Raw genomic sequence first — 14,928 nt, 5'->3', positions numbered from 1 at the left:
CCGCCTGGACTCTCCGCCCGGAACACTCCGCCCAGAACACCAGAGGATCGCTGCATGCCTGGCATCACGCGCGAGGAGGTCGCCCACCTCGCCCGGCTGGCACGTCTGGAGCTGAAGGCAGAAGAGCTCGACCACTTCGCCGGACAGCTCGACGACATCATCGGCGCGGTCGCCCGCGTCTCCGAGGTCGCCGACCAAGACGTACCGCCGACCTCCCACCCGCTGCCCCTGACCAACGTGATGCGGCCGGACGAGGTCCGTCCGTCGCTGACCCCCGAGCAGGCGCTCTCCGGCGCCCCGGCCCAGGAGCAGCAGCGTTTCAAGGTGCCGCAGATCCTGGGGGAGGAGTGACCGACATGGCAGACCTGATCAAGCTCACCGCCGCCGGGATCGCGGCGAAGATCGCCGCCGGCGAGGTCACCGCCGTCGAGGTGACCGAGGCCCACCTGGCCCGCATCGAGGCCGTCGACGAGAAGGTGCACGCCTTCCTGCACGTCGACCGTGAGGGTGCGCTCGCCCAGGCCCGCGCCGTGGACGAGAAGCGCGCCCGCGGCGAGCAGCTCGGCCCGCTGGCCGGCGTCCCGCTCGCGCTCAAGGACATCTTCACGACGGAGGGCATTCCCACCACCGTCGGCTCGAAGATCCTCGAAGGCTGGCTCCCGCCGTACGACGCGACGCTGACCAAGAAGCTCAAGGCCGCCGACGTCGTCATCCTCGGCAAGACCAACATGGACGAGTTCGCCATGGGGTCGTCGACGGAGAACAGCGCCTACGGGCCGACCGGCAACCCCTGGGACCTCACCAAGATCCCCGGTGGCTCCGGCGGCGGCTCCAGCGCCGCCCTCGCCTCCTACGAGGCCCCGCTCGCCATCGGCACGGACACCGGCGGTTCCATCCGCCAGCCCGCGTCCGTCACCGGCACGGTCGGCGTCAAGCCCACCTACGGCGGCGTCTCCCGCTACGGCATGGTGGCGTTCTCCAGCTCCCTGGACCAGGGCGGCCCCTGCGCCCGTACGGTCCTGGACGCGGCGCTGCTCCACGAGGTCATCGCCGGCCACGACCCGCTGGACTCCACCTCCATCGACGCGCCGGTCCCGCCGGTGGTCGAGGCGGCCCGCAACGGCAGCGTCGAGGGCATGCGCGTCGGCGTCGTCAAGCAGTTCCGCGGTGAGGGCTACCAGGCCGGTGTCATCCAGCGTTTCGACGAGTCCGTCGAGCTGCTGAAGGAGCTGGGCGCCGAGATCGTCGAGCTGGACTGCCCGTCCTTCGACCTGGCGCTGTCCGCGTACTACCTGATCGCGCCCTCGGAGTGCTCCTCCAACCTGGCCCGCTTCGACGCCATGCGCTACGGCCTGCGGGTCGGCGACGACGGCACGAAGTCCGCCGAGGACGTCACCGCGCTGACCCGTGAGGCCGGCTTCGGCGACGAGGTCAAGCGCCGCATCATCCTCGGCACCTACGCGCTCAGCTCCGGCTACTACGACGCGTACTACGGCTCCGCCCAGAAGGTGCGGACGCTGATCACCCGCGACTTCGAGAAGGCCTTCGAACAGGTCGACGTGATCGTTTCGCCGACCACACCGACCACCGCCTTCCCGATCGGCGAGCGCGCCGACGACCCGATGGCGATGTACCTCGCCGACCTGTGCACGATCCCCACCAACCTGGCAGGCAACGCGGCGATGTCGCTGCCCTGCGGCCTGGCCCCCGAGGACGGGATGCCGGTGGGCCTGCAGATCATCGCTCCTGCCATGGCCGACGACCGGCTCTACAAGGTCGGTGCCGCGGTCGAGACCGCGTTCACCGCCAAGTGGGGTCACCCGCTGCTTGAGGAGGCACCTGCACTGTGAGCGCCATGACCAAGAAGGCCAAGAACTTCAAGAAGTCCAAGGGCGGGCTGTACCTGTCCATCGGCAGCACCGCGTTCGGCGCCCTCAGCGTCGCCAAGCAGGCCAAGCTGGCCCGTCAGGAGAACGACACGCTCCGCCTGATCGACGCCGCCGTCTCGGCCGCGGCGATCGTCACCGGCCTGGCGATCCTCTACCGCGAACTGAAGCGCCTGGGCGACGACGACGTCCTGCTGGGCTGAGAGGGAAAGTTTCACCGTGACTGTCACTGACCTGGTGTCGTACGAGGACGCCCTCGCGACGTACGACCCCGTCATGGGCCTGGAGGTCCATGTCGAGCTCGGCACCAAGACCAAGATGTTCTGCGGGTGTTCCACCACCCTGGGCGCGGACGCCAATGCGCAGACCTGCCCCACCTGCCTGGGCCTGCCCGGCTCGCTGCCGGTCGTCAACGCGATCGGCGTCGAGTCCGCGATCAAGATCGGCCTGGCGCTGAACTGCTCCATCGCCGAATGGTGCCGCTTCGCCCGGAAGAACTACTTCTATCCGGACATGCCGAAGAACTTCCAGACCTCCCAGTACGACGAGCCCATCGCCTTCGACGGCTACCTCGACGTACAGCTGGAGGACGGGGAGATCTTCCGGGTGCACATCGAGCGCGCCCACATGGAGGAGGACACCGGCAAGTCCACCCACATCGGCGGTGCCACCGGCCGTATCCACGGCGCCCGGCACTCCCTCCTGGACTACAACCGCGCCGGCATCCCGCTCATCGAGATCGTCACCAAGCCCATCGAGGGCGCGGGCGAGCGGGCCCCCGAGGTCGCCAAGGCGTACGTCGCCGAGCTGCGCGAGCTCATCAAGGCGCTCGGCGTCTCCGAGGCCCGGATGGAGCAGGGCCAGCTGCGCTGCGACGTGAACCTGTCGCTGCGTCCCCAGGGCACCGAGACGTTCGGTACGCGTTCGGAGACCAAGAACGTCAACTCCCTGCGCTCCGTGGAGCGCGCGGCCCGGTTCGAGATCCAGCGGCACGCCGCGGTGCTCTCCTCCGGCGGCACGATCGTCCAGGAGACCCGGCACTTCCACGAGGAGGACGGCTCCACGACGGCCGGCCGCATCAAGGACAACGCCGAGGACTACCGCTACTTCCCCGAACCGGACCTGGTGCCGGTGGCCCCCTCGCGCGAGTGGGTCGAGGAACTGCGGGCCACGCTCCCCGAGCTGCCGCGGGTGCGCCGCAACCGGCTGCGCGAGGAGTGGGGCATCTCCGAGCACGACATGCAGTCGATCCTCAACGCGGGCGCGGTTGACCTGATCACCGCCACCGTCGACGCCGGGGCGGACTCCGCCTCGGCCCGTAAGTGGTGGATGGGCGAGCTGGCCCGCCGCGCCAACGAGGACGGCGTGGACCTGGCTGCCCTGCCGATCGCCCCGGAGCAGGTCGCCCGGGTCACCGCGCTGGTGGCCGACGGCTCGCTCAACGACAAGCTGGCCCGCCAGACCATCGAGGGCGTGCTGGCCGGCGAGGGCGACCCGGACACCGTCGTCGAGAAGCGCGGACTGAAGGTCGTCTCCGACGAGGGCGCCCTCGGTACCGCCGTCGACGAGGCCATCGCCGCCAACGCCGCCATCGCCGACAAGATCCGCGGCGGCAAGGTGGCCGCGGCCGGTGCCCTGGTCGGTGCGGTCATGAAGGCCACCCGGGGCCAGGCGGACGCGGCCCGCGTCCGTGAGCTGATCCTGGAGAAGCTGGGCGTCGAGGGCTGACGTACCCACCCGTCCGATGGCGCGGAGCGGCCGTCCTTCCGAGAGCGACTTCTCGGGAGGGCGGCCGCTTCGTCGTACGGCCCACCCGATTGGCCCGCCCGGCCGGGGAATGCCGGAGACTGCCGCCATGCTGTGATCGAGGAGAGGCCCCTCCGGCGTCCGAGGACGAGGGCGAGGACGAGGGCGAGGACGGGGCATCACCCTTCGGTCAGGTGGAGGAACCGTGCAGCAAGAATCTCTCGCCGCGAGGATCGGCCGGGTCGGCGTCTGGCACGGCGGGCTCGGCGGGGTGCCGGCCGCCGTCGCGCGCCGGGCGGCGGCCGAGATCGAGCAACTGGGGTACGGCGCCCTGTGGTTCGGCGAGACGCCGGCCACCGAGTCGGTGAGCCTGGCCGGTCTGCTGCTGGCCGCCACCGAGCGGATCACGGTCGCCACCGGTATCGCCAACATCTGGGTCAGGGATGCGTCCGCCGCGCACGCCGCCGCCCAGACCCTGGCCGAAGCGTACGACGGACGCTTCGTGCTGGGCCTGGGGGCGAGCCACGCCCCGCTGGTGGATGCGCGCGGCCACAGCTACGCCAAGCCGCTCGCGGCGATGCGGGCCTATCTCGACGCGATGGACGAGGCCCCGTACGAGGGCCCGACGGCCGATCCGGCGCCGGCCCGGGTGCTGGCGGCGCTCGGCCCGAAGATGCTGGAGCTGGCGCGGGACCGGACGGCCGGCGCCCACCCGTACTTCGTCACCCCCGAACACACCGCCCGCGCCCGCGAGATCCTCGGCGCCGGTCCGCTGCTCGCGCCGGAACAGGCCGTGCTGCTGGAGACCGACCCCGCGACGGCCCGCTCGCTGGCCCGTGAGCACCACACGCGTTTCTATCTGCAACTGCCGAACTACACCGGCAATCTGCGCCGCCTCGGCTTCGGGGACGAGGACTTCGCCGGCGGCGGCAGCGACCGGCTGGTGGACGCGATCGTGGCGTGGGGGAACGTGGACGCCGTCCGACGGCGGGTCGCCGAGCATCACGAGGCCGGAGCGGACCATGTTTCCCTGCAGCCCCTGGCGGCGGACCGCGGCCTGGGAATCGAGCAACTGCGGGAACTGGCGCCGGTGTTGATCGAATCCTGAGGCCGCGGTGGCGCGCGGTGAGTGGGGGCTGTCTCCCCCTCAGGCGGCGGCACCCGTGGTCGGCTGCGTGCTCGGGGTGTCCTTGTGGCTGATCGCCAGGTAGGCCACGAGCAGCACGATCGGCACGATGAGTGTCAGCGTGACCGGTCCCGTCCCCCAGCCGAGGCCGCCGCGAGCGCTGGTGACGCCCATCCAGTCGGCGAAGGAGGCCCCGAGCGGGCGGGTCAGTACGTACGCCCACCAGAAGGCGGCGACGGCGTTGAGTCCGAGGAAGCGTCCGGACAGTGCCGGCACCGCGATGAGGACGGTGAACAGGATGCCCGAGGGCAGATAGCCCCAGTGCAGGGTGCCTGCGGTGAGGTCGCCGACCGCGGTGCCGAGGGCGAAGGTGGCGAGCACGGTCGCCCAGTAGAACGTCTCGCGGCGGCGGGTGCGGATGCTGTGGATGGACAGCGTTCCCTCGGATACGTACCAGGCCGTCAGGAGTGCGGCCAGGCCGGCCGAGAAGGCGAGGACCGAGACCGTGTAGGGGATGCCGGCCACGACGTGCACGACATCGGCGGCCATGGTGCCGAAGACGCTGACCATGACGATGGCGGACCAGTAGACCCAGGGCCGGTAGCGGGTGGTCCGGAACTGGAGGACGAGCAGGGCCGCCAGCCCGACGAGCCCCAGGCTGCCGGCCGGTATCGGCCCGAGCGTCCGGCCGAGGTAGTCCGAGGCCGTCTCTCCCATGCCGGTGGTGAGCACCTTCACCCCCCAGAACAGGGCCGTGACCTGCGGCACCTTGCTCCAGCCCGGCCCGTGTCCGGCGTCGGGCACGGGGGCGGGGGACCGCCATTCGTCCACCGGTCGTGCCGGCGCCTCGCCGCTCGACTGTGCCATCGTCATGTCCGCCCTCCCGGCGCGGTGCGCCGTGTCCCCACCTGCTCGCTCCCGGGCATCGTTCAGCCGCCCACGCGTGCCCGGTGAGCGGCGCCCAGCTTTCGTCTACATGACTGTAGACGATCGGGTGGGGTGCGCCGCGACCGCCCTCGGGTCCGTGGTGCCGGGGCCGCCGTACCCGCTTTCGGGCCCGCTGGGGTCGTCCGGTGGCGCGGAGCGGCGGATGATCGTCCTGACAGCTCGGCGGAAGGGTGCGTACGGGAGCGGCGGGATGGGCGAGGACCCAGAGCACGGCGATCGGCCCGAAGGAGGCGATCGGCCTGAGGGAGGGGCCGGGGGCCGCAGCGAGGGACGCGGTGGTGCGGGCGGCTCGGTCGGCTCGGGCGGCCCTCCTGGACCGGGGAGGCCAGGTGGCCCGGGTGGCCCCGGCGGCCTGGACCGCAGGCGGTTCCTCGGGGCCGCCGCCGTGGGGGTCGCCGGTCTCGCCGTGGGGGCGACCGCCGGCTGTGACTCCACGTCCGGCACAAGCCCAGGCGCCGGCGACCAGCCGGACCTCGCCGCGGAGCGGGACCGGACGGGAAGCCCCGACTGGCGGATCCGCTCGACCGGTCCGCCCGACGCGGTCCAGGGTTACACCGACAAGGTGAGCGTCCTGCCCGGCGAGGAGTTCGGGCTGTACGTCTCGACCACCGCACCCGGCTTCCGTGTCGCGGCCTACCGGGTGGGCTGGTACCGCGGGGCCCAGGCCCGGCTGGTCTGGCATTCGGAGCGGGTCCCCGGACGGCGCCAGCGCCACCCGGGGCTGCTGCCCGGGACCCGCAGCGTACGGGCGGACTGGGAGCCCACCCTCCGTGTGCGCACCGGCGGTTGGCCGCCGGGCGCCTATCTGCTCCGGCTGGACGCGGAGCACGGGCACCAGCGATACGTCCCGATGGTCGTCCGCTCGGCCCGCACCGCCGGACGGACGGTGCTGATGCACGCGGTGGCGACCTGGCAGGCGTACAACGCGTGGGGTGGCTACAGCCTCTACCGGGGCGCGGACGGTGCGTACGGCACGCGCTCGCTGGCCGTCAGCTTCGACCGGCCCTACGACACCAACGGCGCCGGGAAGTTCCTGGTCTACGAGCGGGCACTGGTGGTCCTCGCGGAACGGCTCGGCCTTCCGCTGGCCTACACCACCGGGGTGGACGTCCACCGCGACCCCTCGGTGCTGCGGGGCGCCACGGCGGCGCTCTCGCCCGGCCACGACGAGTACTGGACCCCGCAGCAGCGGGAGCACGTCACCCGGGCCCGAGACGCCGGCACCAACCTGGCATTCCTCGGGGCCAATGCCTGTTTCCGCCGGGTCAGGCTGGAACCGGGACCGTCCGGTGCCCTGCGCACCGTGGTCTGCTACAAGACCTCCTACCGGGACGATCCGCACTTCGCCGGTCCGCACCGGGCCCTGCCGACCCACGACTTCCGCCAACCGCCCGCCGCCGACCCGGAGTCCGCCCTGACCGGCGTCTTCTACGAGGGCTACCCGACGGATGCGCCCTATGTCGTGCACAGTGCGGACCACTGGCTCTTCGCGGGGACGGGCGCGAAGCGGGGCGAGGCCTTCGACCACCTGGTCGGGGTGGAGTACGACCGGGTGACCCCACAGGCGCCCACACCGGAGCGGCTGGAGATCCTCGCCCACTCGCCGCTGGTCTGCAACGGCCGGCGCAGCCACGCGGACTCCGCCTACTACACCGTGCCGAGCGGCGCCGGAGTCTTCTCCTCCGGAACGATGCGGTGGGTCGAGGCCCTGATGGCCGCCACGCGCGACGGCGGCCGCGACCACGGCATGGACGACCGGACGCGGGCCTTCGTCACCCGCACCACCGAGAATCTGCTCCGCGCCTTTGCCGTGGCACCCGCGGCGAAGACCCGGCCGGCCCCTCGGAACAACGTCCCTGCTGTGTACGGGACTTAGGGCGGGACCTAGGACGGGACTTGGGACGGGACTTGGGACGGGACTCAGGGCCGTCCCCCCCCGTCCGTCCGACGGCCGGGCTCGGGCGTGGGCCGATCTGCTGGAGGGTGTTCCCCGCTCTGCTGGAGGGGTGTCCCCCGCCTCTGGGTGTTCCCCGCCTCCGGGTGCGTCGCTGGAGTTGCCCCCACCGAGATTGGGGGGACAGTCGCAGTGAGTACCGGCGGCCGCGCTTCTAGCGTCTGACGGTGTGAGATATGTACCGAACAAAGCGAAGAAACCTCCCTTTGGTGTGCGCCGGCCGGAGCGACGTGCGACCGCGTCGGCTGCCGCCTCCGGCAAGAGGCCCTCGGGCGAGTGGCGGTTCCGCCACGTCGAGCCCCGCGAACCGATCGCGGCCGCGCTGGAGATGCCGCACCCGGACAAGAAGCGGCACCACGCCCTGCGCCGCGCCTCGGCAGCGGGCCTCGCCCTCGCCGCCTGCCTCACCGCTTCCCCCGCCGTGTCCGCGGCCACCGCGCCCCCCGCCGCGGACCGGGACCGCGACCGGGCCGCGACAACCGCCGGATCCGGCACCGAGCCCGGCACCCGGGCCGGGCTCGACCGCTACTACCGGCAGCGCCTCACCTGGGGCAGCTGCATCAAGGGCCCCGACGACACGATGGGTCATGACCTGGAGAAGGCCGGCGTGCAGTGCGCGGACGTGACCGTGCCGCTGGACTACGCCGACCCCCGGGGCCGAACGATCACCGTCGCGATATCCCGGCTCAAGGCCACCGACACCCGCCACCGCATCGGCTCGATGCTCCTCAACAGCGGCGGCCCGGGCGGCACCGCCCTTGAGTCCCCGCCGGACGTCCGCAAGGCGATGAAAGCGGTCGGCCCGCGCTACGACATCATCGGCTTCGACCCGCGCTTCGTCGGACGCAGCTCTCCGCTGGACTGCGGCTGGTCCGTCGGCACCAGCATCCTCTCGGCCGGTCTCAGCCGCGCGAGCTTCGAGCGGCAGGTCACCTTCCAGAAGGACCTGGCCGACACGTGCCGGGCCGCCAACGCGTCGGTGCTGCCGCACATCACCACCCGCAATACGGCTCGCGACATGGACGTCATCCGCGGTGCGCTCGGCGAGCGGAAAATCTCCTACCTGGGCTACTCCTACGGAACCTACTTGGGCACGGTGTACACCCAGTTGTTCCCCGGCCGCTTCGACCGGACGGTGCTCGACGGGGCACTCGCCCCGGACGACTACGGCCCCCGGCTGTTGCAGGGCGCCGAGCCCGAGAACGAGCGGGCGCTCTCCGACTGGGCCGCCTGGTCGGCGCGCCGCAACGCCACCTACGGCCTCGGCCGCACCCGTGCCGAAGTGCTCGCCACGGTCCACAGCGTTGTCGCGGCGTCCGCGCGCGGCCTGACGGTCGGCACCGCACCCGAGGTCTTCCGCCTCGACGACACCCAGGTGCCGTCCCTGATCACCGGCGCGATCGCGGACGACACCGACCCGCAGCGGGCCGCCCTCGCCGAGCAGCTGTCCGTACTGGCCAAGGCCGCGGGCGGGCGGTCGACCCGGCTGTCTCCGCAGTTCGCCGCAGCGCTGCGGAGCATGCTGAACGGCGAGGATGCGAAGTCCGCCGGGGCGCAGTCCGCGATCATCTGCGGGGACAAGCCGGCCCCGCGAGACCCCGAGCGCTACTGGCGGGACATCGAGCGCAGCCGCACCGCGCATGCGCTGTTCGGCCCGCTGACCAACAACATCGGACCGTGCGCCTTCTGGGACCGGCCGCGCGAGAAGCCCACCCAGGTGCGCCACGACGCCCCGGCGCTGATCGTGGCCGCCACCGGCGACCCGCGCGTCACGTACAAGAGCAGTCTCGCTCTGCACGGCCTGCTGCCGAGCTCCCAGCTGATCACCCTCAAGGGCGCCAACCGGCACGCGCTCTACGGCGAATACGGCAACGCCTGCGTGGACGGCAAGGTCAACCAGTACCTGGCCACCGGCAAGCTGCCGAAGAGCGACCAGACCTGCGTCAAGCGGGCCGACCAGGACGTGTCCGACGGGTCGCGTGACTTCTGAGCGTCCTGACCGTTCCGGTCGCGGGGGGGGGGGGGCGGGACGCCTGTGGCCATGACGTTCACCTTGACCTTGACCTGCCGGATGCCCTCTGGTTCCGGCAAGCGGCTGCAGGGCTCCCAACCAGCGGCTGCGGCACGGCTCTTCGGGCTCTCCTCGGCGTCCTTCCCCTCCTCGCGCCCGTGTTAGCCGGACGTTAGCGAAGTGGCAGCTTCACGGTAGTGGCCCAGACCAGAGTGGGTGACGTACCGAGGAAACAACGACACCGACTGCCCCGGGGGACCCGAGATGAGCTCCAGCACCACTGCCCGCACCGTTCGTCGCCGCAGCCTGCGCATTGCCGTCGCGGCCCTGACCGCAGCCGCCGGCCTCACGCTGACCGCCTGCTCCGGCTCGGACGTCAACGGGGCGAAGCCCGCGGGCCGCACGGACGGGGGAGCGGCCGCCGCCGACCCCAGTGGCGCGGACTCCTCCGCCGGAGCGCAGGGTTCCGATGCCCAGGCGGCCCCCGATGCCAAGGTCGATGCCAAGGCGGGCGCCAAGGCGGGTGCTGAGGGCAAGCAGTCGGGCGGCGCGCACTCCACGGGCGGTGGCGGGGCGGGCGCGGGCGGCGTCCAGCGCTGCCACACCTCCGGCCTCAAGGCGTCATTCGCCACGGGCGGCGATGCGACCCCGGACCCGAACGCGGGCGGCTCGACGACCACCAGCATCGTGCTGACCAACAAGGGCAGCAGCACCTGCAAGATCGGCGGCTTCCCGGGCGTGGACCTCAAGTCCGAGAACGGCGGCGAGCGCTGGTCGCTGGCCCGCTCGTCGAAGAAGTTCAGCTCGATCACCCTGCAGCCCGGGGACAGCACCGACTTCACGATCAACCTCGCCATGACCAAGGAAGACAAGGGCTTCTACCAGCCCGCCTATGCGGACGTCACCCCGCCCAACGAGACGACCTCGCTGACCGTGGAATGGCCCTGGGGCACGCTCGTCGACCAGCGGGGCGCCACCCACCCGGCCACCTTCGTCAACCCCATCGGCTGATCACCTCGGTGCTGCCCTGGACTTGAGCCCACAACTGTTCTGAGCCCGACCAGCTCAGAGCGTCAAGGACGAACAAGGAGATCACTATGAAGTCGTGGCGTACTCGAATCGGTGCCGGTCTCGCGGTCGGTGCCGCAGTGGTCGCCATTCCACTGACCGCCACTGCCGCCTCCGCCGCCCCGCCCCCCGGCAGTGGCTGGACCGAGGCCGGTGCCGAGCGGTACCCCTCGAAGGGGGAGTGCGAGGCGTCGGAACTCCCGAATGCCCAGGCGAACGGGTACCACGAGGTGTGGTGCGACGACAGCAAGGCCATCATGCCTATCTTCTACCGCTGACCGGTCTCCGCTCGGCGGGGACTCGTCCCGCTGACGTTGAGCCGAGAAGGTCCGCTGCCCCCGGTGTGCCGCACCGGGGGTAGCGGACGTTCCGCTGCACGGCCCCGCGCCCCAGGCGCCGGGCCACCCCCGGCCGCTTTCCGGCTCAGTCGGTGACGTCGGCGAGGAACGCGGCCCAGGCGGTGGCGCCCAGGGTGAGGACCGGGCCGCCCGGGTTCTTGGAGTCGCGGACGTGGATGGCGTGGGGGCAGGAGGCGACCTCTACGCAGTCGCCGCCCTCGTCGCTGCTGTAGCTGGACTTGTGCCAGGCGTAGGCGACTTCGATGCAGTCGCCGCCCGCGCTACCGCTGTAGCTGGACTTGAACCAGGTGAGATCGTCGTCGGCGGTGTGCGGAGCTGCTGCGCTGGTCATGACTCTCCTAGCAGTTCATCCAGCAGACCCATGCTCTCCTCGGGGGTGAGGGCCTGTGAACGCAGCATCCCATATTTCTGTTGATACACACTGACTTCGTCGGCGTCGTCGACAAGGAAGCTCACCCTCTGCGCTTCGATGTAGGTGAGGTGCTCATGTTCCGGCGTTTCCAGCAGAATCATCGGCCCGGCAAGTCCAGCATGGGCGCGCCGGGTCGGCATGATTTGCAGCCCGAGGAAGGGTAGTTCGGCGCACCTTCGCAGGTGTTGGATCTGCTGGCGTAAGACGTCCGGGCCCCCTAGAGGACGATGCAGGATCACTTCCTCCAGGATGAAGTTCATCATCGGTGGCGGAGTCCGCTGGAGTACCTGTTGCCGGTCGAGCCGTGCCGAGACCCATTCATCAGCTGTCTCCTCATGAACCGGTGGGTACAGACACGAGAACACCTCGGTCGCATACGCCTTGGTCTGCAACAGGCCGGGCACCACCTGGTTCTGGTAGGAGAGCAGGGTCAGTGCCTCCTCCTCGTGTTCCACCAGGTCCTGGACGAACGCGGGCAGCTTCTCCCGCTCCGGCACCTTTGCCACCGCGACCGCTAACGCCCCCTTGGTGCCGAGGATTTCGTCCAGCGTCTCGGCCAGGTCGATCTTCAGCGGTCTGCGGCCCTGCTCGATCGAGCCGATCGTGTCCTCGTGCAGTCCCACCTGCTCGGCCAGCTCGGGCTGGGTGATGCGGGCGGCCTTCCGGAAGTGACTCAGCTGGGCGCCGATCACATGCCAGGAAGTGATCCTCTTCGGTTTGTTCGCCGGGTGCATGCGCTCTGCCTTCCCCTCCCCGCGACGGCGTGACACCGCCGGATGTCGTACAACGAATCCGTACGACCTGACGCTGTGGTCCAGCATAGTCACGCAGTGTGACAGTGGCGCCATGCAAAAGGAGATGCAGGAACAACTCTGCGCCCGCACCGCGTTTTACCGGCGTGAGCGCCGATCGGTCCCGCGGGCACGGCGGTTCGCCCGTACCGCCCTCGCCGACTGGGACCTGGACCACCTCGCGGACGACGTCCTGCTGTGTGTGAGCGAACTGGCCACCAATGCCGTGCTGCACGGCGTTCCGCCCGGCCGTGGGTACCGGTTGTGCCTGTCGCTGGACGAGGGCGGGCTACTGCGCGTTGAGGTGCACGACAGCGGCGCCGGGGAGCCGCGGCTGCCCGTGCCGCTGCCGTACGACGGTGACGAGGGCGAGTCCGGGCGGGGGTTGCTGCTGGTGTCCGCGCTCGCCGACGGGTGGGGCGTCGACGAGCGCGTGCCGGGGAAGATCGTGTGGTGCGAGTTCCGCTGCTACGGCAAGAACTACGGCGAGAACTACGGCGAGAACTACGGCGAGAAGTGCGGTCGGAAGTGCGGTCCGAACTGCGGTCGGAACAGCGGTCGGAACTGTGGAACGGGCTATGGCAAGCCGTGAACGTGCGGGCCCACCGCGTTCGACCAGGCGTTGCCGCTCGCCGCGTCCCAGTTGGTCGACCAGGTCATGGCGCCCCGGATGCCGGGGTAGGTCCTGGGCGGTTTGAAGGAGCCGCAGGCGGTGCCCTGGGCGAGGCAGTCCAGGGCGGCGTTGATGACGGACGGGGCGACATGGCCGCCGCCCGCGGCACGGGTGGAGGCGGGCAGGCCCAGGCCCACCTGGGAGGGGTCGAGGCCGCCTTCGAGCTGGATGCAGGCCAGTGCGGTGAGGAAGTCGACGGTGCCCTGGGAGTAGACCTTGCCGTCGCAGCCGAGCATGGAACCGCTGTTGTAGTACTGCGTGTTGACGACGGTGAGGATGTCCTTGACGTTCAGTGCGGTCCGGAAGTAGCCACCCGAGGTGGACTGCATGTCGAGGGTCTGGGGAGCCATGGTGAGGACGAGCTTGCCGCCCGCCTTCTGGGACAGCGAGCGCAGCGCCTGGCTCATATAGGTCGGGTCGAGGCCGTTTTCGAGGTCGATGTCGACGCCGTCGAAGCCGTACTGCTGCATGAGGGCGTAGAGGCTGGCGGCGAAGTTGGCCGCCGAGGCGGTGTCGTTGACGGAGACGGTGCCCTTCTCGCCGCCGACGGAGAGGATCACCGAGGTGCCGGCCGCCTGCTTGGCCTTGATGTCGGCCTTGAACTGGTCGACGGTGTAGCCGCCCAGGCCGGCCGAGTCGAGGCTGAAGGTGACGGCGCCGGGCGTGGTGGTGGCGTCGGCGAAGGCGACGGCGATGATGTCGTACTGGCCGGGCACATCACCGAGCTTCTGGACGGTGGCGCCGTTGTTGAAGTTCTGCCAGTAGCCGGTGACCGCGTGCTTGCGGACCGTGGGGGTGCCGCCGCTTCCGGAGGGGGCGGTGGTGGCCGTGATCTCCGCCGAACGGGCCGATTCGCCGGCCGCGTTGGTGGCCGTGACCTGGAAGCGGTAGGCGGTGGCGGGTGTCAGGCCCGAGACCGTTGCCGAAGTGCCGCTCACCGTCCGGTACTTGGTGCCGTCGCGGTAGACGGTGTAGCCGGTGGCGCCGGAGGCCTGGTTCCAGGCCAGGGTCACGGAGGACGGGGTCACCGCGTTGGCCGTGAGGCCGCCGGGGGTGGCCGGGGCCTCCGGTCCGGGGTCGGCGCCGCCCCCACCGTCGGGTCCGAGCACACTGAAGTCGTCGGCGACGTAGGCGGGTTGGCCGTACCAGCCATGGGTGTAGACCGTGACGGATGTCGTGGTGGGGCCCGTGGTGAAGGAGGTGCTGAGCTGCTGCCAGCCGGTGGCGGACGGGGTCCAGGTGGAGACGTCCGTGGTGCCGGTGCCGGAGGCGCCCAGGTAGACGTAGGAGCCCTGGACGTATGCGCCGAGCCGGTAGGTCGAGCCGGGCCGGACGGCGACGGTCTGGGCGCAGGTGGCGTTGTCGGAGGCGGTGGGGGTGGCCTTGAGGGCGCCGGTGCCGCCGTGGACGGGGGAGTCGACGGTGCTGCCGCTGCCTGCCGAACAGGTCCAGTTGCTCAGGCCGGACTCGTAGCCGGCGTTCCTGGCGGCGTTGACATCGGCCGCAGTGGCCGCAGTGGCCGCAGTGGCCGCGGTTGCCGACGCGGCCGACGCGGCAGGGGTGGGGCCGGAGAGGGTGGCCGCTGTGGCGGCGAGGGCCGTCAGTGCCGCGGCGAGGAGGCGTCTGTGGCGGGTGGGGCGGGTGCGTGCGGTGCGAGGCATGGCTGTCTCCAGTGCCGAGGGGGGAACACGGGGAGAACTGCAGCAAGACGGTGGCTACCGCTACTGGGCACAGAATGGTTCAGACCAATAGGGCGGTCAAGGGGTCCGGCGCAACGGGGACTTGCGCGTGCCGGGCACGGAGATCGTCCGACGCGACACCTCACGCCCCGAACGCGAGGTCACCACCGAGACCAGCATCAACCGGACCGTGCACGACCTCATCCTCTGGTTCGCCACCCGCCACCCGCCACCCGCCACCCGCCACCCGTCACCCGCCACCCGCCCCCGGGGCG

General features: G+C 71.0%; 14 protein-coding genes. 10 read left to right on the top strand and 4 right to left on the bottom strand.

What is annotated here, in order from left to right; genetic code table 11:
• The first annotated feature begins 54 nt into the window (after positions 1 to 54).
• The 5 genes from gatC to ACF088_RS01070 all read left to right on the top strand — a co-directional run bounded on the left by gatC (position 55) and on the right by ACF088_RS01070 (position 4,740).
• A complete protein-coding gene (gatC, locus tag ACF088_RS01090; protein ID WP_006602950.1) occupies positions 55 to 351 on the top strand; it encodes an Asp-tRNA(Asn)/Glu-tRNA(Gln) amidotransferase subunit GatC in 297 nt (98 codons plus the stop codon).
• Between the two features lie 5 nt (positions 352 to 356).
• Positions 357 to 1,850 (top strand): Asp-tRNA(Asn)/Glu-tRNA(Gln) amidotransferase subunit GatA, encoded by a 1,494-nt coding sequence (gatA, locus tag ACF088_RS01085; protein ID WP_392373257.1) that lies wholly within the window; start codon positions 357 to 359, stop codon positions 1,848 to 1,850.
• Between the two features lie 5 nt (positions 1,851 to 1,855).
• A complete protein-coding gene (locus ACF088_RS01080) occupies positions 1,856 to 2,089 on the top strand; it encodes a hypothetical protein (protein ID WP_030087700.1) in 234 nt (77 codons plus the stop codon).
• A gap of 16 nt (positions 2,090 to 2,105) precedes the next feature.
• Entirely contained in the window at positions 2,106 to 3,614 is a 1,509-nt protein-coding gene (gene gatB, locus ACF088_RS01075; RefSeq protein ID WP_392373256.1) for an Asp-tRNA(Asn)/Glu-tRNA(Gln) amidotransferase subunit GatB, read from the top strand.
• Between the two features lie 223 nt (positions 3,615 to 3,837).
• Positions 3,838 to 4,740, top strand: a complete 903-nt coding sequence (locus tag ACF088_RS01070; RefSeq protein ID WP_392373255.1) for an LLM class F420-dependent oxidoreductase — start codon at positions 3,838 to 3,840, stop codon at positions 4,738 to 4,740.
• Between the two features lie 39 nt (positions 4,741 to 4,779).
• Here ACF088_RS01070 and ACF088_RS01065 read toward each other — a convergent pair whose 3' ends face one another.
• Entirely contained in the window at positions 4,780 to 5,631 is an 852-nt protein-coding gene (locus tag ACF088_RS01065) for a hypothetical protein (RefSeq protein WP_392373254.1), read from the bottom strand.
• Between the two features lie 265 nt (positions 5,632 to 5,896).
• Between ACF088_RS01065 and ACF088_RS01060 the strand changes: the two genes are divergently transcribed.
• The 4 genes from ACF088_RS01060 (at position 5,897) to ACF088_RS01045 (ending at position 11,017) form a co-directional block, all read left to right on the top strand.
• A complete protein-coding gene (locus tag ACF088_RS01060) occupies positions 5,897 to 7,582 on the top strand; it encodes a N,N-dimethylformamidase beta subunit family domain-containing protein (protein WP_392373957.1) in 1,686 nt (561 codons plus the stop codon).
• A 406-nt stretch (positions 7,583 to 7,988) separates the two neighbouring features.
• Positions 7,989 to 9,650, top strand: coding sequence for an alpha/beta fold hydrolase (locus ACF088_RS01055; protein ID WP_392373956.1), 1,662 nt, complete (start codon positions 7,989 to 7,991; stop codon positions 9,648 to 9,650).
• A gap of 285 nt (positions 9,651 to 9,935) precedes the next feature.
• Complete coding sequence (locus ACF088_RS01050) at positions 9,936 to 10,682, top strand: DUF4232 domain-containing protein (RefSeq protein ID WP_392373253.1); 747 nt, start codon at positions 9,936 to 9,938, stop codon at positions 10,680 to 10,682.
• 86 nt (positions 10,683 to 10,768) lie between these two features.
• Positions 10,769 to 11,017, top strand: a complete 249-nt coding sequence (locus ACF088_RS01045) for a hypothetical protein (RefSeq protein ID WP_392373252.1) — start codon at positions 10,769 to 10,771, stop codon at positions 11,015 to 11,017.
• A gap of 145 nt (positions 11,018 to 11,162) precedes the next feature.
• Here the strand turns inward: ACF088_RS01045 and ACF088_RS01040 are convergent, their stop codons facing one another.
• On the bottom strand, positions 11,163 to 11,429 hold the full coding sequence (locus ACF088_RS01040) for a DUF397 domain-containing protein (protein ID WP_392373251.1): 267 nt from the start codon (positions 11,427 to 11,429) through the stop codon (positions 11,163 to 11,165).
• Positions 11,426 to 12,244: a helix-turn-helix domain-containing protein gene (locus tag ACF088_RS01035; protein WP_392373250.1), complete on the bottom strand. Its 819-nt coding sequence runs from the start codon at positions 12,242 to 12,244 to the stop codon at positions 11,426 to 11,428. Before ACF088_RS01035 ends, ACF088_RS01040 begins: the two co-directional genes overlap by 4 nt.
• A gap of 124 nt (positions 12,245 to 12,368) precedes the next feature.
• On the opposite strand from ACF088_RS01035, the gene ACF088_RS01030 reads away from it, so the two are divergent.
• Positions 12,369 to 12,893 (top strand): ATP-binding protein, encoded by a 525-nt coding sequence (locus ACF088_RS01030; RefSeq protein WP_392373955.1) that lies wholly within the window; start codon positions 12,369 to 12,371, stop codon positions 12,891 to 12,893.
• Here ACF088_RS01030 and ACF088_RS01025 read toward each other — a convergent pair.
• The gene (locus ACF088_RS01025; protein ID WP_392373249.1) at positions 12,878 to 14,635 is read right to left on the bottom strand and encodes a chitinase; all 1,758 of its coding nucleotides are present in this window, start codon (positions 14,633 to 14,635) and stop codon (positions 12,878 to 12,880) included. The two genes, ACF088_RS01030 and ACF088_RS01025, sit on opposite strands and share 16 nt — an antisense overlap.
• Positions 14,636 to 14,928: the final 293 nt, after the last annotated feature.

Source organism: Streptomyces sp. NPDC015125, assembly GCF_043080045.1.
Lineage (GTDB): Bacteria > Actinomycetota > Actinomycetes > Streptomycetales > Streptomycetaceae > Streptomyces.
The sequence above is the reverse complement of the archived record's forward strand: the minus strand, read 5'-3'. Positions and strand labels throughout refer to the sequence as shown.

Excerpts from the sequence above, each read along its gene's own strand:
- ACF088_RS01035 (WP_392373250.1), bottom strand. The coding sequence starts at position 12,244 with ATGCACCCGGCGAACAAACCGAAGAGGATCACTTCCTGGCATGTGATC.
- gatA (WP_392373257.1), top strand. The coding sequence starts at position 357 with ATGGCAGACCTGATCAAGCTCACCGCCGCCGGGATCGCGGCGAAGATC.
- ACF088_RS01065 (WP_392373254.1), bottom strand. The coding sequence starts at position 5,631 with ATGACGATGGCACAGTCGAGCGGCGAGGCGCCGGCACGACCGGTGGAC.
- ACF088_RS01030 (WP_392373955.1), top strand. The coding sequence starts at position 12,369 with ATGCAGGAACAACTCTGCGCCCGCACCGCGTTTTACCGGCGTGAGCGC.
- ACF088_RS01080 (WP_030087700.1), top strand. The coding sequence starts at position 1,856 with ATGACCAAGAAGGCCAAGAACTTCAAGAAGTCCAAGGGCGGGCTGTAC.
- ACF088_RS01025 (WP_392373249.1), bottom strand. The coding sequence starts at position 14,635 with ATGCCTCGCACCGCACGCACCCGCCCCACCCGCCACAGACGCCTCCTC.
- ACF088_RS01060 (WP_392373957.1), top strand. The coding sequence starts at position 5,897 with ATGGGCGAGGACCCAGAGCACGGCGATCGGCCCGAAGGAGGCGATCGG.
- gatC (WP_006602950.1), top strand. The coding sequence starts at position 55 with ATGCCTGGCATCACGCGCGAGGAGGTCGCCCACCTCGCCCGGCTGGCA.
- ACF088_RS01040 (WP_392373251.1), bottom strand. The coding sequence starts at position 11,429 with ATGACCAGCGCAGCAGCTCCGCACACCGCCGACGACGATCTCACCTGG.
- ACF088_RS01045 (WP_392373252.1), top strand. The coding sequence starts at position 10,769 with ATGAAGTCGTGGCGTACTCGAATCGGTGCCGGTCTCGCGGTCGGTGCC.
- ACF088_RS01055 (WP_392373956.1), top strand. The coding sequence starts at position 7,989 with ATGCCGCACCCGGACAAGAAGCGGCACCACGCCCTGCGCCGCGCCTCG.
- ACF088_RS01050 (WP_392373253.1), top strand. The coding sequence starts at position 9,936 with ATGAGCTCCAGCACCACTGCCCGCACCGTTCGTCGCCGCAGCCTGCGC.